We start from the raw sequence: 25,443 nt of genomic DNA on the forward strand, positions 1-25,443 counted from the left end.
ACTGTACAGGTATTAGGCAGTATAAAGTATCGCCAACAAAAAACAGCTATTTAAGACGAAATTCAGCGCTTGCTAAGACATTCTCTCTCACACTTAAAAATGTCTGGCTACAACGTTATCAGGAAAATAGAATGCGTAGACTCCCACCGGTATTATTAGAAGATGGTTGCCCTCGTGAACTGATCTCATTGATCAGAACAGTGCTTGCGGCATGTAAAGAAATTTCATTCCGTGTTGGTCAAGGTGCCTTATCAGGTGTGTTAGGTTCAACTCTTGACGAAAATATTCAGGGTGAAACACAAAAGAAATTAGATGTACTTACCAATCAGCTTCTAAAAGACATTTTACTCGAATCGGGCTACGTAAAAGCCATTGCTTCTGAGGAAGAAGATTTTACCGTTGCGGGTAACCCTGATGCTAAATACATCGTTGCCTTTGACCCGCTTGATGGCTCTTCAAATACCGATATTAACTCACTGGTTGGTACGATTTTCTCAATTATGGCAGCGCCTGATGGCGCGGATCCTGCTGATCCAAGTATATTTATGCAACCGGGTAAAAACCAAGTTGCAGCGGGTTATGTATTATATGGCCCATCTACCGTGCTGGCATTAACAACTGGCAAAGGCACACGCTTTTTCACCTTAGATAAAACGCACGGAACCTTCTTATTAACAGAAGATTTTGCAAAAGTCCCTGAAGACACTAGCGAATTTGCTATTAATGCCTCGAATCAGCGCCATTGGCAACCGGCGATGCAAAATTACATCAATGACTTAATTGCTGGTGACACAGGCCCTCGTGGTCGTAACTTCAACATGCGCTGGATTGCTGCAATGGTGGGTGATGTGCACCGTGTTTTATGTCGTGGTGGTATTTTCACTTACCCGACCGATACGAAAGATCCAAATAAACCTAACAAATTACGTTTACTATACGAAGCAAACCCTATGGCGATGTTAATCGAACAAGCTGGCGGTATTGCCTCAACGGGCACAGAGCGCATCATGGATATTCAACCTGACGCTATCCACCAACGTGTTGCGGTGATCTTAGGCTCGAAAAACGAAGTTGAAACCTGCTTGAACTATCATAAGTAGCAACAAGTACATACCTTAGGCTGAAAGATATAAGACTCTTTCAGCCTAAGGTCAGTTCTAATAACTTCTTTAGCGTACTTTTACTCAACTCACCCATTTGCTCGTTATTACTTAAGGCAAAGATCGCGCCTTCAACCTCACTTTCATCGATGTCTTGACGAGATTCCAATACATTTGCCCAAAGTTCTAACTCATCGATATCTATTTCGCCGTCAATAACACGCTGTAAAACCTGACAAAAAACGTCTTGCGTAACGATATACACATCACCTTGATTGTCAGGGCTGCTGGTAATAATAGAGATTGCCTCAAATCGGTTTTCACCAAATCGGGCAAACTCATCTAATGCGTCTAATTTATCCATTTGCTATGCTTACCTTTTCAATCTCAAAGCATCTTTTTACTGAATGACAACCCTTACTTGCTCGCAATGCAAAGCAACACTTAACTGCCAAGCCGACAATATAAATGCTTGTTGGTGTAATGAATTACCCGCCATTTTACCACTTGATGAAGCAGCTACATCCTGTTTGTGCCGTGATTGTACAATTAAGGAAATAAATTTATTTTTATCCAAACTATACCAACAGCCTCTTAAGCAACAACTCGCTTTTGCCAACCCTTTCTATCACCAAGGTAAGTTAATTGAAAATCTCGATTACACAATGAAAAACAACTACATGGTATTTAGTCGCTGGTTCTTTTTAAAGCGCGGACATTGCTGTAAAAACGACTGCACCCACTGCCCTTTTTCCGATAGTTAATATCCAGATAGAGTATTTATTCAATTATTTTGCATTTTATTGCAAATAACGCATGACTACGAGAATAAAAATACACTATAATTGGATATAAATTCACTAAATCAATCTCTTTTAAGCTTAAATTACTAGCTACGCCTATTTTTTAAGCATAAATTTATTGTAACTACATCGGAATCAAACATGAATACCTTTAGGCCTGCTCTACTTGCAAGTGCAATTTCTGCGGTTTTAATCAATAGCAATATGGCATTTGCAGCAGAAGATACTATCGACGTCGATAAATCAATTGAAACAATTCAAATTACTGCAACACGACGAGCAGGTTCTGTGCAAGATGCACCACTCAATATTACGGCCCTAAATGGCGATGTAATTAGCGACCAAAATATTAGTGATTTAGAAGATGTTGCACGCTGGGTGCCAGGCCTAACGATTTCTGATCAAGGTGGCCGTGAAGGTTCTCCGATTATCGTTCGTGGTTTGAACACCAATACCTCTGACCGTATTTCTGATAGCGGCACAGTCGCAACTTATGTTGGTGAAATCCCACTTAGTATTGATTTACGTTTAACTGATGTTGATCGCATGGAAGTACTCATCGGCCCACAAGGTACACTGTATGGCGCAGGGACTTTAGGCGGTGCGATCCGTTATTTGCTTAAACAACCCGATCTAGATTTAACAGAAGGTCAGGTAACAGGTGATGTATTTAGCATTAACGAAAGTGACGGCACAGGCGGTGAGTTTGGCGTGGTATTCAACACCCCGCTAATTGAAGAAAAACTAGCTCTTCGCGCTAGCTTAAATTATTACGATAACCCGGGTTACATTGACTACACGCACGTGGTTCAAGAGCCAGGTGTATCAAATCCGAATCCTGACTTTTCTGACAGCAGTGATGTTAACGCCAACTTAAAAAGCGTAAGCGATGTTAACGATGAGCAAATCACCACAGCACGTTTATCACTGCGTTGGCTTGCAACCGAAGATGTAGATGCAACGCTTAACTACTTCTATCAAAAACAAGAAAATGGCGGTAACTCAACATCGCAATACGGCTCTCTTGCTAATAGCAGTGCGCTACAAGGTATCCCAGGAAAGTACGAAAACGTTGCCCGTGTACTTGAGCCAGGCGAAGAAGAAAACGATTTATTAAGCTTAGAGATTAAAGCGGATCTTGGTTTTGCTGAGTTGGTATCGGCATCTGGTTGGTCTAGCTATGAGCAATCTGGTCAGCGCGACCAAACCGATCTACTTTACGATATTTGGTCAGGTTATGCCGACTTCCCTTCTTTCGTTGGCTACACACACGACACCTCTGAGCGCGATACCTTCACGCAAGAACTTCGTTTAGTTTCAAATAGTAGTAGCGCTTTTAACTGGATCGTAGGTGGCTTCTATAACAAATTAGAAAGTCACTCAGATGACCGTGAGTACACGCCAGGTCTGACTGAATATTGGGGTGGCGGTATCCCTAATGTTGAACAAGACCTTGAGTACATTCTAATTTCAGATAGCGAAACCACTGAAAAAGCACTTTTTGGTGAAATCGGCTACAGCATTACAGATCAGCTTGATGTAACTCTAGGTGCACGTTTTTACGAATACGATGTTTCTACAACATCAGGTTCTGCTACACCGCTTTACTCAGGGGATTTTGATTCTCTTGCTAATCTAGATATGGAAACGGTTAGTGCCAGCGATAGCGGTAACTTATTTAAGTTTAATGCTAATTACACATTTGATAACGGTATTCTTGCTTACTTTACTGTGAGTGAAGGTTTCCGTATTGGTGGTGGTAACGGTATTGCTCCTTGCCCTGATGTATTACCTGAGCAACAAATAGTTTGTGCCCTGCCAAACGAAGAAGATTACAAACCAGATACAACGGTCAACTACGAGCTAGGCTTTAAGTCATCATGGTTACGTAACCGCCTACACTTCAATGCAGCGCTATTTAATGTTGATTGGAAAGATGCGCAAGTAGGTAGCAGCACTGTAAATGGCCAAGAGCTAATTACTTCGAACGCAGGCTCTGCTAATTCAAAAGGTGTTGAGCTTTCTACTCGTGCAATGATTGGTGACAACTGGGCTGCATATGCGACATACGCGTATGCAAAGGCTGAATTGACCGAAGATGCGCCGTACTTATTTGGCGTGTTAGGCGATGACTTAGCGCAGTACCAAAGCTACTATGATGGTGCTAAAGGCGACCGTTTACCAGGTGCTCCTGAGCATCAATTCTCGTTTGGTCTTCGTTACGAGCAAGATGTCTTAGGTGATAAGTTATTAAGCGTAAACTACGGTATCACAGCGCAAAGTGATGTAATCACCAAAGTAGGCTTAAAAGCAGACGGCGAAGTATTACCAGGTTATGCACTAAGTAACTTATCTGCCAAAATTACTGGCGATATGTGGTCTGCAACGCTTTACGTAGACAACTTATTCGATAAATATGCATTCACTTCTGTACGTCGTGATAAGTCTTGGGCAGGTATGTCGCAATATGCTGAGCTTAACAAAGAGCTACCTGAGCTACAGCGTGTTTATGGTCACTACACCACCGCGCCTCGTACCATCGGTATGAAGTTTAGCTACAACTTTGAGCTGTAATTAAACATCCCCATAAAAGCCTTGCCTCCTTTAGGCAGGGCTTTTTAATAATTAAGTATTCTGGTGAATTGGTATACTATGCGCTTATGCTAAATGATACCCAACAAGCGCTTCGCGCTCATATCCAACAGTTGTTAAGCAACAAACAACTAAACGATGCACATCACCTACTTGTGCAGCGGCTAAAACAAAATCCTGAAGACCACGTATGTTACTTTTTACTCAGCGAAGTCAACACCGCAGCTGGCGATATCAACAAAGCGATTAAGCTGCTTGAGAAAGCGCTAATCCTAGCCCCTTTTGCGATTTATCATTTAGCACTTGCCAAGTTATACGTACTGTTAGGCAAAATAAGTAATGCGGCTGTGCATTATCAAAGCGCTCTACAAACAACTGACTTTGGTGCCGCTGATTTTGATACATTAGCCAATATTGCGACCCGTTTAGGGCATTATGACGACGCCCTTAGCTTTCAAAAAGCAGCCTACCAACGCAACAAGGATAACCCACAAATTAGCTATAATTTGGCGGTGTGTTATAAAATTCACGGACTGTTCGATGAAGCTAAAAGCTTGTTACAGCAACTAACCACACAGCAAGCTAGTTTTTATCAAGCCCACTATTCGCAGGCTGAACTCAATACTGTTATAGATGCAGAGCTACATATTCAAAAACTACAAGCCTTGGCGGATAGAGAAAAAAGCATTATTGACCAACAAGTGTATTTTCATAGTCTTGCTCTTAATTATGAGCACCTTAATGACTACAAAAATGCATTTAAATACTTTGCACTAAGTAAGCAAGCGATAGCCGGTAAACTTAATTATCAAGCCACACAGCATCGCCACTTTTGTCAAAAACTGATTACCCATAGCAAACAGCAAGCAATTGAAAGTAGTGACTCTGAGCTCTCACCGGTTTTTGTCGTTGGCATGCCCCGCTCTGGTACAACCTTAGTTGAGAAAATCCTTAATCAAAGTACACAATTGCAAGGCATTGGGGAATTAAACGATATTGCGCAATTGATACAACACGCCACGCAATCAGCTCGTGTGATTGACAGCGAAATGCTCGGTAAGGCATATGAATCTGAGGCGATAAAGACAGCACTGACTAACTATCAACAAAGAGCCCAGCTGCTAAGTGATGGCCTAAGAAGTTGTGATAAACAGCCATTTAACTTTTACTATATTGATTTTATTTTAGCGGCTTTTCCTAATGCTAAAATCGTTTGTATGCTGCGGGACTGGCAAGATTGCAGCATTGCCAACTTTAGGCAGATGTATAGCCCGCAAAGTGTGTTCCATCACTACAGCTTTACACTTGAGGATATTGCCTCGTTCCATCAAGATTACTCGGCATTAGTCAGTCATTTTGCTAACAAGTATCCTGAGAACGTTTTTTTACAAAGCTATGAGCAATTGGTGGCAGAGCCTCCCCTACAAACTCAAAAGCTCTATGCGTTTTGTGATTTAAGCTGGCAGGAAAACTGCCTGACTTTTTATAAAAACAATGCAGCATCAGCCACGGCGAGTAAAAAGCAAATTCGCCAGCCACTGAATAAAAACAGTATCGGCAGCTGGCAAAATTACGCTGAGCTTATTGATGTGGGCCTGTTTCAATAGGTAAGTCGTGACGAGCGCCCCACTCACTCCATGAGCCATCGTAAACACGTAAGTTGGCGTAACCGCATTCATCGGCACACAATGCAATTGCGCAAGCGGTTACACCTGAACCACAGCTAAACTGTAACTGGGTGTGATGCGGCGCTATGTGTTGCTCAAATAATGCCTGCAACTCGCTTAGCGATTTAAGCTCACCGTTATTTAGCACTGTTGCAAGAGATAAACTGTGACTATTTGGAATATGACCACTACGCATGCCTTCACGCGGCTCTTCGTGTTCGCCGGTAAATCGCTCATAAGGACGAGCATCGAGTGTTAGTGTGCTTTGTTCATCCAGTGAGTTAAGTACTTGCTCAGCACTGATAAAGTAATCAGCGCGGGGGCTGGCAACAAAGTTGCCTTGACCAGTAGCAGCTGAATAGCTTGCTTGTGTTGCGTAGCCAAGTGCCTGCCACTTAGCTAAACCGCCACTTAGAACTTTTACGTTATCAAAGCCCATTGCTTTAAACATCCACCACGCACGCGCTGAACTGAATAAACCTTGATCCTCATAAATGACAACCAGAGAGTCTTGGTTAACCCCTGCAAGCTGCATATGCTCTGTAAACTGCTCACTACTGCACATCATACTTGGTATAGGGTTAGTACTATCAGCCAGCGTCTTTTTGAAATCAAAACGCTGTGCATTAGGCAGCATTGCTTTAGGCGCATACTCACCTGGCATGCCAGGGCGCACCATTCCCGCATCAAAAGTTATGATATTTGCATTATTATAATTTTTATTGAGCCATTCTGGCGTGATTATATTTTTCATTTTGACCTTCCAACTGGAATAACTAACTCTACTTTAAGCTCAAATAAGTCTAGATAATACGTTGTATTTAATGTCATATTCATACGCACTTTCTTATTATGATGATAAACTACGAATAAATACATAACTGGGCAAGAACTAGATTAGATAATAACGGTCTAACCCCAGCAAAATTGAGCCTTATTTTTTCAAAAAATGAGTTGGGTATTGTCATTCATACCCTCTATCATCTTTGAAAAAATAAGATGAAAGTAAACTTATTGAGAATGAAAAAGCCCTTGCTAACTAATCTAACGTTAAAAAGATAAGCATTAGCAAGAAATAGTTAAAGATTAATCTCTCAAGAACATAGCAAATAAAAACATCTCGGCCTCATTCAAATGCCCAAAAACCAAACAATTGATAGTAAAAAAATCCAAGGGAATATACTGGTTGTACTTCCCAAGTTCATTGGCGATACAATTAATTGCACCCCAGCAATCAAAATGCTTAAAACACTTTACCCGAACAAAAAAATCTATGTGTTAGCACGCCCACATCTTGTTGAAATGCTATCTAGAGATAACTCGATTGAGGTTATTTCTGATAATCGCTTTGATACGCATCAGCCTTGCTCACTTTTAAGCCAAGCGAGTATATTAAAAAAAGCCAATATCGACTTAGCAATCATACTAAGAAATTCTCTTTCAGAAGCGCTCCTTTGTTTTGCAGCTAAGATTAAATATCGTATTGGCTATGCACAAAATGGACGTTCACCACTACTAACTCACACATTAAAGCTTAATAAAAATCACCATTATATTTACCGCTATTGCCGTTTAATAAACGAGACACATGGGTACCCTTTTTCAGAAATCCCCAATACCGAAGTGCAAGCTAAAAAGAGTCACTACATAAAACAGAATAAAAAGAAAAAGCTAGGTATTTACTTTGGTGGTAAAAATAAACGATGCCGTCATTACCCAGAAGATCTCGCAACTCAAACCTTGGAAAAACTTAGTGAAGAGCACCCTGACTGCGATTTTTATATTGTTGGCGATCCTTCAGAGAAGGATGAGGCTGAGCAGTTAGTCGCTAAACTTAATAATAGCAATGCGTCAATCACGAACCTAGCCGGTCAAACCTCTATGCTAGAAATGCTCGACTTAGTTGCGTCTTTAGATTTATTTATTACCATTGACTCTGGCCCTATGCATATTGCAGCCGCCGCAAACATCCCATGTGTGGTATTAGTCGGGTTAGGCACATCGCCTTGGAGTACTGTTGCCCCGAAGCAAAAGAATTACATTGCCTTGGTTGCCAACGGCCAGCAATTAATAGACAGTGAACTCATAAGAGACATAAAGCCTAGCCAAATTTGTGAGGCGGTTAATCAGCTAATTTAAATATTGATCACTTGTGAACGCATGGGCGCTAAGCGCTCTAAAAGCGTGTTTTGCAGCCGCTGAGGTATATGCTGCTCGTCCATTGCGTTTATTAAAAGCTCAACAACGCGGTTAAAGTCTTTTTCAGATATATTCATACCGGTATGAATATCAATCATCGAATCGCCTGTATAGCTGCAAGGCCCATCGGTCACTGAGCATAAATGTGAAATGAAGCCTTGACGAAAGTGCGCTACATTTGCTTGCTTAAAATACTCAAGAATCTTGCTATCGTGCCCTATCTGGTTAATAAAACTATCAACCAGCTTTTCTATACCTTGCTGTCCATCCAATTGTTGATAGAGGCTAAGCTGGTTTGTTGCTCTACACCCACTCAGCAATACCACAAGTGCAAAAACATAAAGAACATATTTCATTACCAATATCCTGTCACTGACAAATACCAACCTGTTTGATCATCTGCTCCCGCAATACGCCCTAAATCAAGCCATGCAGCAGTGACACTAATATGTTTATTAGGAAACCAAGCAATAAATATATCTTTCCAATCTTGTTCCGAAAGACCAAGATTATTACTTTTTTCACGGTACTCGATACCCACTGCCACCTGATGCGTTAAAAATACAGCACTGGACGCTTCAAATAACAATTTTTCAGCGCTGTTTTTACCCCCATATCCTAATAAGCCTAATTGGTTAGCCTCGCTGTAACGCACAGTGGTGTTCCAAAACCAATTATATCCAGCAAGTGCCCCTAAGTGGAGTTTACTTGCTGCAATATAAACATCGGTGCCTTTTGTATCCTCAGCGCCTAAAAGTGAAGCAATTGCACCGTTTTGTAGTTCCTTATGCTGCACTCCCAAACTTACTTGTGGCCATTCACTGTAAACAATATCACCATAAAGCCTTATTTTAGCCGCACTAATTGATTGTTCAATTTGAGTGTCCAATGCAGGCACATCAAATTGCTGCTGCGCATAGCTAAGTTCTACACGATCAAATAAGTTAAACTGCACGCCACACACATCTAAGCGGTAGTCAGTTACATCTGCACGACTACAAAAGCCGTTGATTGCCACTTCATCAGCGCTTGCATAACCTGCTAATTGCGCCCACGGTACTAACCCGCCTCCAGCACTTCCTTCGACTTGCGAAACCCCAGGGGTTGCCAGCAACTTTCCCGTTGCAGCGAGACTTGAAGCCGCGCTAGCTAAACAATATAAACCCACAAACCATTTAAGATGCTTCATTGTATTGTGCTAACCATTGAATAAATTGTTCGGACTTGAGAGGTCGACTTAAATAATACCCTTGTGCATAGTCACACTGTATTTGTGTAAGTAAATCAAGAGATGCTTCATTCTCAACCCCTTCTGCTACAACCGAAAAGCCGAGTTGATGGCCTAGGCTTACGGTCGATTGAACTATGTATTGATCTTGCTTAGATTGATCTAGCTTTAAAATAAAACACTTATCTAGCTTTAATTCATCAATAGGCAGCGATTTCAGACGTCCAAGCGATGTTTGCCCCACACCATAGTCATCCAAAGAAATCTTAACGCCTAAGCCTTTTAAATTCTCAAGCGCTTTTATTCCTTGCTCTTCATTTTCGATCATGTCGCGCTCTGTAAGCTCGATAGTGATTAAATGACCACTTAACTGGTGTGTTTTGAGTTGTTTAGCCAAATGAGAGTAGAAGCTCGGGTAAGCAATATCCTGCGCCGACACATTAATAGCTGCCTGCATCGAAATGCCCATTTGCTGCCACTGCGCAACTTGTGAAACAACCGTCTTAACTACCCAAGCCGTTAACTCAACAATCACACCGGATTGCTCTGCTAAATCGATAAATAACTCTGGGGAAACCCATTGACCATCTTTACGTTGCCAACGAATCAGTGACTCAACTTTATCAATACATTGCGTTTTAATATTTAGCTTGGGTTGATAGGTCATAAAAAGCTGCCCGTCATCATCAAATAACGCTTGCTTTAGTTCATCTATAATAGCCAATCGTTCGAGGTGCTCTTCGTCCTCACCTTCTTGATAGTAGTGCACATTCTTTTGTTCAGATGATGCTGTATCAACGGCAATTAATACACGGCGCATTAAATCATCAGGCTTCACACCTTGCGACATACAATGAACTACACCAGTACTAAAGCGTAAGGTTATATTTAACCCTCGAATTAAATAGCCCACTTGTAATTGTGCCATTAACTCCATCACACTGCTTTTTAGTTGCCCTGCTTTTTGACTGGGGAATAAAGTTAAAAACTCATCGCCACCAATTCGAGCATTCACTCCACCAATCTGCTCTGAGTACTGACAAATTCGCTCTGCCACCGCTTTTAAGCATTCATCACCAATGCGTGGGCCCAGTTTATCGTTAATATGTCGAAGGCCTCTGATATCAATTGCCACTAAGGTGTAATCAATTCCAAGTCCTAACAAAGACTCCATTTTTTCGAGCATGGCACTGCGAGTTAAAAAGCCAGTTAAAGAATCATGACTTGCTTGAAAGCTGATTTGCTGCTCACGCTCTTTAATATCATTACCCATATTATTGAAAGCATCGATAAGTGTTGTAATCTCACTACTTTGCTTTTTGCCAACAAAGTCTGCTTGATAATTACCACGGGCAAATTGCTGCGCCAGCAATGTAAGCTGTAATAAAGGGGTCGTTAAATTTTTAGCTAAAAAGCCACTGGTCAACACCCCAATGAACACCGTAATAACCGCTAAAATAATGATAGTAAAAAAGAGTTGCTCAAATTCTCGGTAACTTAACGTTAAGTCTGCACTAAGTAATACTGTAACCTGATGTCCTGACAATGAGGGAAGTTGAATTAAACGATTACGATAAACTGGCTTTTCCCCAAAAATCCGATGTGTCATTTTATTATTGAAGTGTTCAAGTACTGAGCTTCCATAAAGGTCATCCGTGAGCGATGTTTCAACAACATCATCCTCTTGACCAATAAAGCTCACATCCATTGTAGTCAGGTTTTTCAACTCTTTAGCAACTAAGTCAGTAATTTTGAACCCAACGAGGCTGTATGCCACTGTACGAGGCGCTCTCACTGGCAGTAAGATCACCTGATATAAAGTTTTATCAATAATAATAAAATTTGATTGCTCAGCATGCTTCAGCAGTTCACGCATCAAAGGGGTAAACTCATCAGAGGTATGATTTAACTCAGTATTTGCCGATACAAGTTGACCCGACAAATCAATTAACATCATTAAATCTGCGTTAATACGCCGACTGTGATTATTTAAAACGCTACTAATTGTGTCGGCATCTTGCGTGGCAATAGCTTGTTTAAAACCAAAATCAGCAGTCAGCACTTTCGCAGCCGTTAACAATAAGCTTTCTTTGGCGCTAAGATACTGCTTGAACACATTCTCAGCAACATTGATATCTTCAACTAACTTTTGATTATTAAAACGATTTGTTGACCACCAAGAACTTAATAAACTCACCAGTGTGGTAAGTAAAACTAAACCCACGCATAGCGCAATAATTCGCCCTCTTAAACTATTAACCATTATTTACCTTAAACATCTCGCCAAATGTATTTCGTGGTGCAGGTTCCACAGTCTCAACAATAACTTCATAAAACTTTTTAGGAGATTGATTTACAATGAGTGACTGCTTAAAAGTAATATCGCTTACTTGGTTTGGGTGCCAAATAGTTAAACTTAGTGGATATATAACGTCCTTAAGTGTTGCCATTCCCTGTTGATTTGTTTTTGTAGCCCGATGATTTTTAGCGACATAAATATAGCCGACCATTGAATCATGGATATTACAACCAAGTACCACAACACCTGAGGTATCAAATTTTTCAGGCTTTTCGGGTTGCCCCGCATACAGCTTTATATCAAAGACTTTAGCAGGCGAAAAAGAGTAAACATGGTGACGAATATCATCACTATTAGGAAAATCCACTAACTGCCCTTGTTGAACAATCAGTACCGTAGGAGAAAATTGTTTATTAACTTGATCCATTACCGCGACTGGAAGAGGCGTAGATTCATTATTTTTTATTGCAACCTGCTCAATAACAGCGTCAGATAACGGATTACCTAGCTGGTCACGAACAACAAATGAAATATCCGCTGCAAACAAAGTTGAACTGGTAAAGAGTGCAAGACCACACGTCGCGCGAAGACAATGCGCAAATAAAAACATAGGTTGGTTCCTTGCTTAGCTTATTCTGCTAATTAGTATAGATTAATCTTGTGTTAAGTTAATGACTGAAAGCAGGAAAAGCAAGAAAAAAGCCAAGCAAACGTACCTAAAACATAAACTTGGCTTAAAAATAAGAAAGGCCTTGAAGGAATATTAGGCCTAAAAATGTGTTTAACTGTGTTTAATCAAACCGTATTCGCTGTCTAAAATAGCAATCACTTCACCACGCGGATCGCTTGGTATCGTTATTTTTTCGCCCACTATTTTACTTGCGATACCAACATAAGTATCAGACACTTCAAGCATCACAGATTCAGGTAATGTGTAATCTTTTGCTAATTGCTCGCGCTCACCCATACGATCTTTATTTAACAATACATCACTGTCTGGCACATTATTAATTAATAACTGGCGGAAACCTTCTTTTGAATTTTCAACTATTTTACCATCACGATAAGCAGGGCCATCCCAAATACGTGATGAATCAGGCGTGCCCACTTCGTCAATATAAATAAGCTTGTCAGAGCCATCGATATCTTCTACATAACCAAACTCAAACTTGGTATCTACGAAGATTTGGTCAAGCTGTGCTAACTCATCACTAATAAGCTTAAAGCCCTCAACTAGCAATTGCTCATATTTAGCGACATCGTCTTCAGATTTAAAATTAAATACTGATAGATTATTAGTAATGTTTTCGCGGGTGATATTAACATCGTCCACCTCAGGAATTTCGGCAACACCTGTGATGATCCCTTTTGTTGATGGTGTAATAAGTACATCATCTAACTTTTGATTAGCTGTTAGACCTTCAGGCAAATCAATACCACAGAAATTGCGTGTACCTTTCGCGTAATCTCGCCACATGCTACCTGTAATATATTGGCGAGCAATGGCTTCAACTTTTACAGTGCTTGCTTTACGCACAATCCACACATATGGATGTGGAATATCAACAATGTGATTACCTGCAAGACCTGCTTTGTCAAATAACTTAAACCAATGTGATGCCACTGAGTTTAAAGCAATACCTTTACCTGGCACACCATTTAAACCATTTTCACCTTGCCAAATACAATCAAACGCAGAAATACGGTCTGAAATAACCATAATAGCTAGCTCAGTTCCCTTTGGAACTTGGTAACCTTTTTCATTAATTAAACGAGCGCTGTCTTCATCAGTTAACCAATAAACTGAACGCACTTTACCACTGTGTACCGCACCTTTGGTACGGATCGGTAAATCATCGTTTACGTCTAAAACTTTATAGCTAGTCATGCTATCTCCGAAAGTATTTGGCATGCTCAAATGAGCACATGTATGGGATTGGGGTTATGGCCGCCTATAATAATCTAGACGCTATGAAAGCTCAATCATTGCGCTACGATCCGCTTTTCAATTCTCATGACAAAATCAATAAACTTTAAATGTTCTGTAATTTTGCTGTCATAAACAAAACTTCGCTATAATAGCGCCCTCACAATAGGAGGTTTTCTTGGATTACTTAGCAGCTACCGCAGAAAAAAAATACTTAATGTATATTTCACAGAATTATTCATACGCCATCTTGCGCCCTCTACAGCAAGAAATTTTAGCTCATGGCGGTGAGGTTAAGTGGTTTCTAGAAGGAGATGAGGTTAACCCTGATTTTCTTCACCAAGAAGAGCAACGTTTGATGTCATTAAACGATGTAAAAGAATGGCAGCCCGATATTGTCTATCTACCAGGAAATATTGTTCCAAACTTTATCCCCGGTAAAAAAGTCAAAGTTTTTCATGGCTTTAATTCAGGAAAACGCGTTAATAATGGCTTAGATAATCATTTTAAAATTCGTGACTGTTTTGATTTATATTGCACTCAAGGGCCATCGACTACGACCACCTTTACAGAGCTTGCTCAGAAGCATGGCTACTTTCAAGTAAAAGAAACAGGTTGGCCAACACTGGATCCCTACTTTTCTGAGGTCGAAAATAACCCTTACGAAGATAAGCAAGATCCGCGTAAAACATTACTCATTTGCTCGACTTTTTCTCGGCGTATCTCACTTGCTCCAAAGCTTTATGAACAAATTAAAGCATTTAGCGAGCAAGGAAAATGGCGCATTTTAATGCAGTTTCATCCTAAAATGCCAAGCGAACTCGTTGCGCAATATAAAGCGCTACAAAATGAAAACTTAACCTTTGTAGAAACCGACAATGTTTTACCGCTTCTAAAAGCAGCGGATGTAATGCTCTGTGATACCTCATCGATATTACTGATGTTTATTTTACAACGTAAGCCTGTGGTGACCTTCTGCAACCAAAACCCAGATGAGCATCTCGTTGACATTACAGATGCAGATAAAATCGAACAGGCCATCGATTATGCTCTCACAGAGCCCGATGAACTAATGGCTAAAATTGAACACTTCTGCCAACAGTTACACCCATATCAGGACGGCTTATCGAGTCAGCGTGTACTTGCTGCCAGCAATGAATTACTATTGAGCAATCCAGCACTTAAGCCAAAACCACGTAATTTTATTCGTAACCTCAAAATGCGTAAAAAGTTAAATTACTGGCGATGGTAACAACTTATAGGTCGTTATGATCACGCTTTCAAATGTGCTATTTAAGTGGCACTCACAACAAACGACGCCAACGATCAATATTGCACAATTGCAGATTGATCAAGGCGAACATGTTTTTCTTCATGGCCCGAGTGGCTGCGGTAAATCAACTTTGCTGTCTTTGCTTGCCGGTGTTGCTACTCCTAACAAAGGCACAATTGAGTTACTAGGCAAAGCAATAAACCAACTTAGTAATAGCCAGCGCGACCGTTTTCGTGCCGACCATATTGGTTATATTTTCCAAAACTTTAATTTACTGTCTTATTTATCGCCCATTGAGAACGTAACATTAGGCTGCCAGTTTTCGACATCTCGCAAACATCATGCGCTTCAAAACAATGCCACTATTAATGCAGAAGCGAGCCGACTGCTTACAGCGTTAGGGTTAACAGGCAGCTTACAGCATCAAGCTGTCGGTGAATTAAGTATTGGTCAACAACAACGTGTTGCAGCAGCCAGAGCATTTATAGGTAGCCCAGAAATCATTATCGCCGATGAACCAACCTCGGCACTAGACACACAAAACCGTCAAGCATTTGTGAAGTTACTGTTTGAACAAGCCACAGCCACTAATAGCACGCTCGTGTTTGTCAGTCATGATGAGACCCTGCGCAGCCTTTTCAAACGCAGCATTGACCTTGTTGAACTACAAGGAGGCAGACATGCTACTACTTAAACTTGCCGCAAAAAGCTTATTCAATCGCAAAGCCAGTGCTTTGCTTACGTTATTCACTATTGCTATTAGTGTGATGTTGCTCATGTCGATTGAGCGTGTTCGTATCGATGCCAAAAGTAGCTTTAGTAATACCATTTCTGGCACAGATTTGATCGTTGGCGCTCGCACGGGCGACATTCAATTACTGCTCTCTTCTGTATTTCGTATTGGGCATGCTAATAACGGCGTCAGTTGGCAAAGTTATCAGTATATTGCAAAGCAACGAGGAGTAAGCTGGAGCATTCCACTGTCGTTAGGTGATAGCCATAAAGGCCTTGCGGTGCTTGGTACAAACAAGGACTACTTTACTCACTATCGCTTTGGTAAGAAGCAGCCATTAAGCTTTGCAAACGGCCATGAGTTCAATCACTTATTTGACGTTGTTCTTGGTGCTGATGTAGCCAAATCCCTTGGCTATCAACTGGGTGATAAGGTCGTGATTGCTCACGGCATGGGTAATACTAGCTTTCATAACCATGATGATAACCCATTTACCGTTGTTGGTATTTTACAAGCAACAGGTACACCCGTTGATAAAACCTTGCATATTCCACTTGCAGCGATTGATGAAATTCATGGTGGTCATAGTCATCAACATGAAAAAGCCCACGACCACGACCACGACCACGACCAGCATGATGATGTCGATCTCATTGGCACACCAAAACAAATAACCGCTTTTCTACTCGGTTTTGATTCGCCACTGTACACCCTACAAGTACGCCGTAATATTAACCAATACAAAGAGGAGGCATTACTTGCCATCATGCCTGGTGTGACCTTACGTGAATTGTGGGAAATGCTCTCAATTGTCGAAAAAATATTATTACTTTTTTCAATTGTGGTGGTCATTATTAGTTTACTTGGCATGTTGACCAGCTTGCTGTCGAACTTAAATCAGCGTCGCAGAGAATTGGCTATTTTGCGCTCGGTAGGCGCTAGGCCTTGGCATATTTTTACATTGATAAGCGCAGAGTCATTACTCATCACTGGGCTAGGCTGCCTTGTTGGTGTCGCCTTGTTCTATGCTTTAATGCTATTCGGCGCAGGTTACTTGCAAAGCCATGCCGGAATAAGCCTTAATATAGCGCTATTATCGGCCTATGAACTCATGCTATTAGCTGCGATAATGTTTGCAGGTTTTATCGTTGGGTTGATACCTGCAACCCGCGCATATTTTTACTCACTTGCCGATGGCATGAGTATCAAAATTTAAGGAATTTTATGCAATTTTTTCAAAAATTTATTGCTGTTGCCATGCTTTTATCCTGCACGTTAGCAAATGCAGGCGAACCTAAAGAAATTTTTTGGGAAGACTTAATCCCACAAGGGCATGTACAAATTGACACCCAAGCACAAGCTAACCATGAGGGTTCAGAACAAAATTGGGTACAACCTGATTTAGATGCGCCGGTTGTTAAAGAACTAAACGGCCAATCAGTTAGTTTGCCTGGCTTTGTAGTGCCGCTAGAGGGCGACAGCGAAGTAATAACTGAGTTTTTACTGGTGCCATATTTTGGTGCCTGTATCCATGTACCACCCCCGCCACCTAATCAAATTGTGCATGTCACAATTGAAGGGGGTGTGCCTATTGAAAGCCTATATGATGCAATCGTTGTTACAGGCGTGATTAGCACAGAAACTTGGTCGGGTGAAATTGCGCAAGTTGGCTATAAAATGAAAGCGGTCGGTGTCGCCCCATTTGAACTATAATTTAAAAGCACGCCGAGGCGTGCTTTTTTGATGGTTGCTTTCAGCGTCACTTTTGGCAATTAGAACAGTAAACCGTGCTTCTTTGCCCTAATCTAATTTCCTTTAATGGCTCTTTACAATTAACACATGGCTCGCCTTTGCGACCATAAACCAATAATTGCTGCGCAAAATACCCTGGCTTACCGTCACTTTGGGCAAAGTCTTTTAATGTTGTGCCACCTTGTGTAATAGCCGCTGCAAGGGTTTCTTTAATAATAGGCACCAATTGCTGATAACGCTTTAAAGACACCTTACCGGCTTCTCGTTTAGGATGAATTCCAGCCTTAAATAGCGACTCATTGGCATAGATATTACCAACACCAACCACCACAGCGTTATCCATAATAAATTGTTTAATGGGTACTTTTTTGTTTCGTGACTGCTCAAAAACGCGCTCTGCAACAAACTCTTCTGTTAACGGCTCAGGCCCTAGCTTTGACAGCAAGGTATGGCATTCATTTGGCGCTTGCCATAAGCAAGCACCAAAACGACGAGCATCATTAAGCCGTAACGCTTTACCAGACGCTAAAATAAACTCAATATGGTCATGTTTTTTTAAAGGCTCAGTTGCATCCACAACACGTAAATTACCCGACATTCCTAAGTGCAAAATCACACTACCCAACTCACAACCGAGTAATAAATATTTTGCTCTACGCTCTACTGAGGTAACTTTAAGCCCTTGCAATTGATAAACATCATCAGGCACAGGCCAACGCATGCTGGCGTTATGAATATTTACTTTAGTCACTGTTTGGTTAAGCACATGCGGCGTTATTCCCAAACGGCTAACTTCAACTTCTGGTAATTCAGGCATCTATGACTCTCTTAAAACGGGTATAGCGGAAATAACTTAACGACATCAGCTTGCTCAAGCTCAAATACCCGTTGTAACCGCTTATCCAATAAATAGTATTGCTGCTCAATGCTATATAACTGATACACCGCTGGCAATTGCTCACCAGCAAGCCATACAGAGGCAACATAATCCGCAGACGCCTTTGAAATTTTACTCACTGGCAGCGCTGCTATGGTTAATTGCTGACGCTGCCAACGTTCGACTAATTGTTCGAGCGTCTGTTCATCGGCTTGCCATGTAATGCTTTGTAACTCTTGGCTCCGCCACGAAGTACCTATGCGCTCAATTTTCAGTTCAGGAAAAGCCATTGCTAAAATAAAGCTTTGCTCAGGCAGTAGAGCTTGAACGCCCTCATTCACAGGGGGAGTATTGAGCTTTTTGTGCAAACCGTTAAAGAAAAAAATCATCAACAGCATCGAAATAATCACCACATTATTCCATGCTTTTCGGCTCAAACGCATCGTATCTTCCTCACTTTTCAATACCTTAAAGTGTAACTAAAAAGTCCATTAATTGGCAGTTGTAATTGATCAACAAAATTTCATGTCTGTTATGTATCAATCTGTAGAGACTTTGCTAAAATATCCGCCAAATTTAAAGGAGTTCCGTCAATGTCAATGTATGTAGTGGGTCATAAGATCCCTGATTCAGATTCAATTTGCGGTGCAATTGCGCTTGCTTATTTAAAAAACCAAATCGAAGAACCTGCAATACCAACGCGTTTAGGTGAAGTATCGCCTGAAACACAGTTTATCCTAGATAAATTTGGTTTCGAAGCCCCTGAGCTAAAGCTTAGCTACGCAGGTGAAGACGTTTATATCGTTGACCATACAGAAAAAACACAAGCACCTGATGACATCGATGAAGCACGTGTTGTGGGTGTCGTTGATCACCACAAACTAGGCGATTTAACATCATCAACACCGCTTGAGTGTTGGATCCGTCCTGTTGGCTGTTCAAACACTATCATCAAAATGATGTATGACTTCTACAATGTAGAGATTCCAAAAGATATCGCAGGCATCATGTTATGTGCAATTTTAAGCGACACTGTAATCTTTAAATCACCAACCTGTACAACGGCTGACATCAAGTGTGTTGAAGCACTTGCTGAAATCGCAGGTATCGAAGATTTTAAAGAGCTTGGCATGGAAATGTTCAAGGTGAAATCAGCGGTTGAAGGCACACCTGCACGCGACTTAGTCATGCGTGATTTCAAAGACTTCAACATGAACGGTAAGCTAGTAGGTATTGGCCAGCTAGAAGTGATCGACCTTGCTGTATTTGATGAAATCAAAGCAGATCTTGAAGCTGATATCGCAAAGCTTAAAGAAGAAGGCGGTCGCCACTCAGTATTACTCCTGTTAACTGATATCATGAAAGAAGGCTCTGAAATGCTAATTGCGTCTGATGACGTATCAGTAATCGAAGCTGCCTATGATGTTAAATCAGAAGATGGTCGCGTATGGTTAGATGGCGTATTAAGCCGTAAGAAGCAAGTAGTACCGCCACTACAAGACGCTTTTGCAAAGATCTAATCTTACGAAATAGACACAAAAAAGCCGATGTAACTTCACTTCAAACATCGGCTTTTTTATTACTCTATTATTAAGTTTTTATCTAGATATTACTAAAGGCTACCTATAATAGGTGCTTTTTTAAAAACGGCGTTATCTCAGAGAATAACTTTATTTGGCTTTCTTGATCGTCAAAAAAGTGTGTTCCATCCTCTATTTCAACATATTTAATATCTAGCTGTTTTCTCGCTTTGTCATAGAAATCTTTCGATTGATTATAATTAACGCGCGTATCGTTATTACCATGTATTAAAAGAATCGGCGCCTTAATGTGGTTAATTTTTCTTATTGCTGATACCTCAGCTAACGCATCGATAGACTTATCATCTTTAACATCAACGATATTACCTAAGTATTTCCCTTGTCTATCTGTTTTCGTAACAAAAGTTTCAAGGTCTGAGACGCCTGATATACTCACCACACATTTAAAGCGCTTGGGCTCTTGAAAGGCAGCTGTTAAGGCAACATAACCACCGTAGCTTGCGCCAAAAATACAGGCATTATCTTTTTTAGCTAAACCTTGCGCAATTGCCCAATCCATTGCCTCATACACATCTTGTTGCATACGTTTACCCCACTGGTAATAACCAGCCGTTTCAAATGCGCTACCAAAGCCTGCAGAGCCCCTAAAGTTAACTTGCAATACAGAAAACCCTAATTCAACAAGATACTGAAGCTCTTTGTCAAAATACTTATAATCTCTAGCGTGCGGACCACCATGCGGCATAACGATCAATGGCGGGTTTTTAACATTTGCTGGCTGCGTAAAGTAACCCGTTATTTCCAGACCATCACTGGCTTTAAAGCTATAATTTTGTACTGGGCTAAATGACTTTCTGACTAAATAAGGATATTTCGATAACCAAACACCTCCTTTTTGAGTATTTAAGTCGAAGTAATAATAAGTTGGCGGCGTAACATCGTTAGTGACTGATACTAATAATCGCGTATGATCTCGGCTACGGCTGCTGATTGTGGCCTGCTTTCCTTTAAATAGGCCTGCCACTTCACGCTCTTGTGCGCCATCTTTGTCATCAAAATAGTGAGTGCGATAGTAGTCATCAAAAAAAGATACACCGATAAACTCACCCTCATTATCAGTTATTGCGCCATCGAGATCATATTTATCATTACTAAAAATCAACTCCTCAAACTTGCCTGCTTCTATGTTATAGAGCCAAAGAGCTTCACGTCCAAGCTCCCTATTAGAAAGCACATACGCTTTGGAGCCATCTTTTGATAAAGCTTGAATAGAAAAAGTATCATCTTCCCCCCACACCTGTGAGTGAATTTTTTTGAGCTCTGCGTCTTTATTTGCTCTATACCAAATTGATGCTGTAAATACGTCATCTTTTTCTTCAACGGCTAGTCCAAGTCTGATAACCCCTTTACTATCTGCATACCAGCTACCAATATCATTTTTGTTACCCTGAACTTTATCAAAGCCAGATGTGCCTAAATGCACACGATAGACAACATAGCCTTTATCATTTTTGTCGTAGGTGGAAATCAGTGCATAATCGGTTTCATCCTTGAGTGATGATACTAACTCAAATGACTGATACTTATACCAACGATCATCTGTAAAACGCGGAGATGTGAGCACTTTAGTTTCAGAGGTTTCTACATTGATAGAGTACAACCGAGATACTCTGAAAAACTGACCATTTACATATTCAGGATAACTTGCCGATACGATAATGTAGCGATTACCTGACCAGCGAATAAAATCAACACGGTCTTTGTTTTTCTTTAACCGCGCCAACACCTTAAAATCAATATCAGGAAACTTAGTAACACTAATAGTTGGGCCTGAATCAGTATTATAAAGTGTCGCAATAAGCTCACCATTTGGCGATAAGCTTGGCTGCTCAACCATTGGAAGTTTAGCGTATTGTTCCCATACAGGGGCTTTAGCATTGACAATAAATGTTGCCAAAAGCAGGATTGTCATGATTCCTTTTAACATATTTTCCCTTTTGAATTAATCAGTTAAATGACCATAAAAGGGTAACACACGAAAAACAATTAACACAGGGTTAATTCATCATTAACGCTTCAAGGGGGATTATTTAATATTAAATAACCACCTCTATAGAGGTGGTTTGAACATTGATATTTGGTAGGGTAAGTCAGCTTTATAACTGCGTTGCATTACGCTGGCGTAACACTTCAAATAAACAAATACCGGTCGCAACTGAGACATTTAAGCTTGATACCGTGCCCGCCATTGGAATTTTAACGAGTAAATCACAATGCTCACGAGTCAGGCGGCGCATACCATCTCCTTCTGCGCCCATAACAACAGCCATAGGTCCAGTGAGATTTGCATCAAATAACTCTGTATCTGTTTCACCGGCAGTGCCGACAACCCAAACGCCAGCATCTTTAATTTCACGCAAGGTACGCGCAAGATTAGTGACTTGTACCAATGGTACTGTTTCCGCTGCGCCGCACGCTACTTTGCGTGCTGTGCCGTTGAGTTTGGCAGATTTATCTTTAGGAACGATAATCGCGTGTACACCCGCGGCATCAGCGCTACGTAAACAGGCTCCTAAATTATGCGGATCAGTAATACCATCAAGCACCAATAAGAAAGGTGTTTCTTCACGGGCTATGATCTCATCTAGATCTTTTTCATTATACATACGCGCCGCTTTTACATTGGCAATAATGCCCTGGTGTTGTTCACCATTGGCTTTATTATCAAGCGCTTTACGCTGCATAAACTGTACAGAAATACCGAATTTACGTGCTTGGTCAATAACCGGATTTAAACGTTTGTCTTCACGACCTTTTAAAGCGTATATTTCTAAAAAGCGCTCAGGCTCTTTTGCTAAAATTGCTTCAACTGAGTGAAAGCCAAAAATTAATTCATTACTCACGTATTATTTGCTCCTCGGCCATTACGTTTACGGGCATTCTTACCCGGTCTTTTTGCCTTTTTAGTGGCTTTTTTCTTACTCTTTTTGTTACTGGCTTTTACTGCATCAGCTTTTTTACTACTTGGCTTTTTGCGCCCTTTAGAAGGAGAAGACTTGCCACGTTTTTCGTTCTCTTTATCGCCTGATTTTGCTTCAAAGCGACTTGATTCAGATTTTTTACCAGGAATTTTACCTGCTTTAAGCTGGGCACGAACACTTGGTTTTGCAGGGGCGCTACGGCCACGACGACGTGCATAACGGTCTTGTTGTGCTTCGCCTGCTAACACTAAGTTTATGCGACGCTCATCAAGACTGACAGATGAAACCTGAACCGTTAATTTATCGCCTAAACGATAAACAGTGTGGGTTTGTTCTCCAATCAAGCAATGCTTAGCACCATCGTAATGGAAATACTCATTGCCTAAGTTGGTTACGTGGATCATGCCATCGATTTGTAAATCGTCTAAGCGTACAAATAAACCAAAGTTAGTTACCGATGAGATCACCCCACCAAATTCGTCACCAACATGGTCTTGCATAAATTCACATTTAAGCCAATCTGCGACTTCGCGAGTTGCGTCATCAGCACGGCGTTCAGTGGTTGAACACTGCTCACCTAAAATATCAACTTCGTCATCAGTGTATGCGTACTCACCCGATGTTTGCTGACCTTGCGCTTTAAGCACGGCTTTAATTGCGCGGTGCACCACTAAATCAGGGTAACGACGAATAGGCGACGTAAAATGGGCATAGGCTGGCAAAGCCAAACCAAAGTGACCAATGTTATCTGGCTGATACACCGCTTGCTTCATTGAACGGAGTAACATGGTTTGAATAAGCTCAGCTTCAGGACGGTCGCCTAATTTTGCTAACACTTGAGTGATTTCTTTTGGTGTTGGCTCATCAGAAATCGCGGTTTCAATACCAAGCTCTGATAAAAAGTTTCTGAAGAAACCAAGCTTTTCACCATCCGGCTCATCATGCACACGATAAAGCGCACTTGCTTCGTGTTTTTCTAATAAACGGGCAGCTGATACGTTCGCAAGAATCATGCACTCTTCGATAAGTTTGTGTGCATCATTGCGCACCACAGGCACGATTGATTCAATCTTACGGTGTGCATTAAACACAAAACGCGTTTCTAAGGTTTCAAACTCAATCGCACCACGTTCTTGGCGTGCTGCTTTTAGTGCCATATACATTTGCTGTAAGTCAGTTAAATGCGGCACCATCTTGGCATATTCTTCACGCAGCTTTTCATCGCCTTGTAAAATCGCATTCACTTTAGTGTAGGTAAAACGAGCGTGTGAATTCATCACCGCTTCGTAAAATTTATACCCAGATAACTTACCTGCATCCGACACTGTCATCTCAGCAACCATACACAAGCGGTCAACTTCAGGGTTTAACGAACATAAACCATTCGATAACACTTTTGGCAGCATCGGAATAACTTGCTCAGGGAAGTACACTGAGTTACCACGCTCGATCGCTTCTTTATTCAGAGGCGTATTCATCCCTACGTAGTGCGACACATCGGCAATGGCTACCCATAAACGCCAACCACCTGATGGTTTACGCTCACAATAAACGGCATCGTCAAAGTCTCGGGCATCTTCACCGTCGATAGTAACCAGCGGTAAGTCACGTAAATCTACACGACCTTGCTTTGCTTGCTCATCAACAAATTCGCCTAAATGAGCAACTTGCTTTTCAACCGCTTCTGGCCACACATGAGGAATATCGTGATTGCGTAGTGCAACTTCAATTTCCATCCCTGGTGCTAAGTGCTCACCGAGAACTTCGGTTACTTTACCTACTGCATTCATATGTCGGCTTGGGTTTTGAGTAATTTTCACCTGCACCATTTGGTTGTGGCGCGCGCCATTTTCACTACCCGGTAGTATCATAATGTCTTGCGTTATGCGTGGGTCTTCTGCCACAACAACAGCAATACCATGCTCAACAAAATAGCGGCCAACAATCGGTGCTCGTTCATTGGTTAATACCTTAATGATACGTGCTTCGCACTTGCCGCTTGAACCTTTGCGATTGCCTTTGGCAAGCACAATGTCACCGTGCAACACCATATTCATTTGGTGCTTTGCGATAAACCAATCTTTACTCTCACCTTCAACTTCTAAAAAGCCGAATCCGTCACGATGACCAATGACCTTGCCTTTAACCAAGCCAGATTCATCGATCAATGCGTAGCATTTAAACTTATTGAAATACAGTTGACCATCGCGCTCCATAGCACGTAAACGACGTTTGAACGCTATTTGGCGCTCTGTATCGTTCACATGTAATTCGTCACAAAGTTGTGTGAAGTTTGCTGGTTTGGTGCGAGATTCTAAGTGAGTAAGTATAAACTCACGGCTAGGGACGGGGTTTTCGTACTTTTCTTGTTCTCGACTGAGATTGGGATCCTGTTTTGACATTCACTATCTTGTTAGTTGGTTATGTTGTTATTTTAACCCATAACCTAACAATGAGACAGGCAAAAGCTA

At 41.2% G+C, this 25,443-nt stretch carries 22 protein-coding genes; 10 read left to right on the forward strand and 12 right to left on the reverse strand.

Annotated elements, in window-relative coordinates; all coding sequences use genetic code 11:
* Window positions 1-131 precede the first annotated feature (131 nt).
* Complete coding sequence (locus LY624_RS14230; RefSeq protein WP_062568661.1) at window positions 132-1,100, forward strand: class 1 fructose-bisphosphatase; 969 nt, start codon at window positions 132-134, stop codon at window positions 1,098-1,100.
* A gap of 40 nt (window positions 1,101-1,140) precedes the next feature.
* Here the strand turns inward: LY624_RS14230 and LY624_RS14235 are convergent, their stop codons facing one another.
* Window positions 1,141-1,464: a hypothetical protein gene (locus LY624_RS14235; protein ID WP_130149433.1), complete on the reverse strand. Its 324-nt coding sequence runs from the start codon at window positions 1,462-1,464 to the stop codon at window positions 1,141-1,143.
* Window positions 1,465-1,507: 43 nt separating this feature from the next.
* Here LY624_RS14235 and LY624_RS14240 point away from each other — a divergent pair, with 43 nt between their 5' ends.
* From LY624_RS14240 to LY624_RS14250, 3 genes are all read left to right on the forward strand, one after another.
* Window positions 1,508-1,864, forward strand: coding sequence for a DUF5522 domain-containing protein (locus LY624_RS14240; protein WP_130149432.1), 357 nt, complete (start codon window positions 1,508-1,510; stop codon window positions 1,862-1,864).
* A gap of 180 nt (window positions 1,865-2,044) precedes the next feature.
* On the forward strand, window positions 2,045-4,477 hold the full coding sequence (locus LY624_RS14245) for a TonB-dependent receptor (protein WP_341803266.1): 2,433 nt from the start codon (window positions 2,045-2,047) through the stop codon (window positions 4,475-4,477).
* An 86-nt stretch (window positions 4,478-4,563) separates the two neighbouring features.
* Window positions 4,564-6,102: a tetratricopeptide repeat-containing sulfotransferase family protein gene (locus LY624_RS14250; RefSeq protein ID WP_341803267.1), complete on the forward strand. Its 1,539-nt coding sequence runs from the start codon at window positions 4,564-4,566 to the stop codon at window positions 6,100-6,102.
* Here LY624_RS14250 and LY624_RS14255 read toward each other — a convergent pair.
* Entirely contained in the window at window positions 6,077-6,916 is an 840-nt protein-coding gene (locus LY624_RS14255; RefSeq protein ID WP_341803268.1) for a sulfurtransferase, read from the reverse strand. The genes LY624_RS14250 and LY624_RS14255 overlap by 26 nt on opposite strands.
* A 380-nt stretch (window positions 6,917-7,296) precedes the next feature.
* Between LY624_RS14255 and LY624_RS14260 the strand changes: the two genes are divergently transcribed.
* A complete protein-coding gene (locus LY624_RS14260) occupies window positions 7,297-8,301 on the forward strand; it encodes a glycosyltransferase family 9 protein (protein WP_341803269.1) in 1,005 nt (334 codons plus the stop codon).
* Here LY624_RS14260 and LY624_RS14265 read toward each other — a convergent pair.
* The 5 genes from LY624_RS14265 to LY624_RS14285 all read right to left on the reverse strand — a co-directional run bounded on the left by LY624_RS14265 (window position 8,298) and on the right by LY624_RS14285 (window position 13,776).
* Window positions 8,298-8,717, reverse strand: a complete 420-nt coding sequence (locus LY624_RS14265) for a group I truncated hemoglobin (RefSeq protein WP_130149427.1) — start codon at window positions 8,715-8,717, stop codon at window positions 8,298-8,300. The two genes, LY624_RS14260 and LY624_RS14265, sit on opposite strands and share 4 nt — an antisense overlap.
* Window positions 8,717-9,550 carry a DUF3034 family protein gene (locus tag LY624_RS14270; protein WP_341803270.1) on the reverse strand — a complete coding sequence of 278 codons (834 nt, stop codon included), beginning with the start codon at window positions 9,548-9,550 and terminating at the stop codon, window positions 8,717-8,719. The genes LY624_RS14265 and LY624_RS14270 overlap by 1 nt, the downstream gene beginning before the upstream one ends.
* Complete coding sequence (locus LY624_RS14275; protein WP_341803271.1) at window positions 9,537-11,852, reverse strand: bifunctional diguanylate cyclase/phosphodiesterase; 2,316 nt, start codon at window positions 11,850-11,852, stop codon at window positions 9,537-9,539. The genes LY624_RS14270 and LY624_RS14275 overlap by 14 nt, the downstream gene beginning before the upstream one ends.
* A complete protein-coding gene (locus LY624_RS14280; protein WP_341803272.1) occupies window positions 11,845-12,498 on the reverse strand; it encodes a methylamine utilization protein in 654 nt (217 codons plus the stop codon). Before LY624_RS14280 ends, LY624_RS14275 begins: the two co-directional genes overlap by 8 nt.
* 171 nt (window positions 12,499-12,669) lie before the next feature.
* Window positions 12,670-13,776 (reverse strand): phosphoribosylaminoimidazolesuccinocarboxamide synthase, encoded by a 1,107-nt coding sequence (locus LY624_RS14285; RefSeq protein WP_130149423.1) that lies wholly within the window; start codon window positions 13,774-13,776, stop codon window positions 12,670-12,672.
* A 217-nt stretch (window positions 13,777-13,993) separates the two neighbouring features.
* Between LY624_RS14285 and LY624_RS14290 the strand changes: the two genes are divergently transcribed.
* From LY624_RS14290 to LY624_RS14305, 4 genes are read left to right on the forward strand one after another with little or no spacing between them, the layout of a single operon-like run.
* Window positions 13,994-15,067: a CDP-glycerol glycerophosphotransferase family protein gene (locus LY624_RS14290; RefSeq protein WP_341803273.1), complete on the forward strand. Its 1,074-nt coding sequence runs from the start codon at window positions 13,994-13,996 to the stop codon at window positions 15,065-15,067.
* A 16-nt stretch (window positions 15,068-15,083) separates the two neighbouring features.
* Window positions 15,084-15,782, forward strand: coding sequence for an ABC transporter ATP-binding protein (locus LY624_RS14295; protein WP_341803274.1), 699 nt, complete (start codon window positions 15,084-15,086; stop codon window positions 15,780-15,782).
* On the forward strand, window positions 15,769-17,037 hold the full coding sequence (locus LY624_RS14300; RefSeq protein WP_341803275.1) for an ABC transporter permease: 1,269 nt from the start codon (window positions 15,769-15,771) through the stop codon (window positions 17,035-17,037). Before LY624_RS14295 ends, LY624_RS14300 begins: the two co-directional genes overlap by 14 nt.
* A gap of 8 nt (window positions 17,038-17,045) precedes the next feature.
* Entirely contained in the window at window positions 17,046-17,534 is a 489-nt protein-coding gene (locus LY624_RS14305; RefSeq protein WP_371354442.1) for a DUF3299 domain-containing protein, read from the forward strand.
* Window positions 17,535-17,580: 46 nt separating this feature from the next.
* On the opposite strand, the gene mutM is transcribed toward LY624_RS14305, so the two are convergent.
* Window positions 17,581-18,390, reverse strand: coding sequence for a bifunctional DNA-formamidopyrimidine glycosylase/DNA-(apurinic or apyrimidinic site) lyase (gene mutM / locus LY624_RS14310; RefSeq protein ID WP_130149419.1), 810 nt, complete (start codon window positions 18,388-18,390; stop codon window positions 17,581-17,583).
* A gap of 11 nt (window positions 18,391-18,401) precedes the next feature.
* On the reverse strand, window positions 18,402-18,893 hold the full coding sequence (locus tag LY624_RS14315) for a hypothetical protein (RefSeq protein ID WP_341803276.1): 492 nt from the start codon (window positions 18,891-18,893) through the stop codon (window positions 18,402-18,404).
* Window positions 18,894-19,043: 150 nt separating this feature from the next.
* Between LY624_RS14315 and LY624_RS14320 the strand changes: the two genes are divergently transcribed.
* Complete coding sequence (locus LY624_RS14320) at window positions 19,044-19,970, forward strand: manganese-dependent inorganic pyrophosphatase (RefSeq protein WP_130149417.1); 927 nt, start codon at window positions 19,044-19,046, stop codon at window positions 19,968-19,970.
* Between the two features lie 103 nt (window positions 19,971-20,073).
* Here the strand turns inward: LY624_RS14320 and LY624_RS14325 are convergent, their stop codons facing one another.
* The 3 genes from LY624_RS14325 to rnr all read right to left on the reverse strand — a co-directional run bounded on the left by LY624_RS14325 (window position 20,074) and on the right by rnr (window position 25,374).
* Complete coding sequence (locus LY624_RS14325) at window positions 20,074-21,978, reverse strand: alpha/beta hydrolase family protein (protein WP_341803277.1); 1,905 nt, start codon at window positions 21,976-21,978, stop codon at window positions 20,074-20,076.
* A 169-nt stretch (window positions 21,979-22,147) separates the two neighbouring features.
* Window positions 22,148-22,894 (reverse strand): 23S rRNA (guanosine(2251)-2'-O)-methyltransferase RlmB, encoded by a 747-nt coding sequence (gene rlmB, locus LY624_RS14330; protein ID WP_062568643.1) that lies wholly within the window; start codon window positions 22,892-22,894, stop codon window positions 22,148-22,150.
* A complete protein-coding gene (gene rnr, locus LY624_RS14335) occupies window positions 22,891-25,374 on the reverse strand; it encodes a ribonuclease R (protein WP_341803278.1) in 2,484 nt (827 codons plus the stop codon). The genes rlmB and rnr overlap by 4 nt, the downstream gene beginning before the upstream one ends.
* Window positions 25,375-25,443: the final 69 nt, after the last annotated feature.

Source organism: Pseudoalteromonas sp. N1230-9, assembly GCF_032716425.1.
Taxonomy (GTDB): domain Bacteria; phylum Pseudomonadota; class Gammaproteobacteria; order Enterobacterales; family Alteromonadaceae; genus Pseudoalteromonas.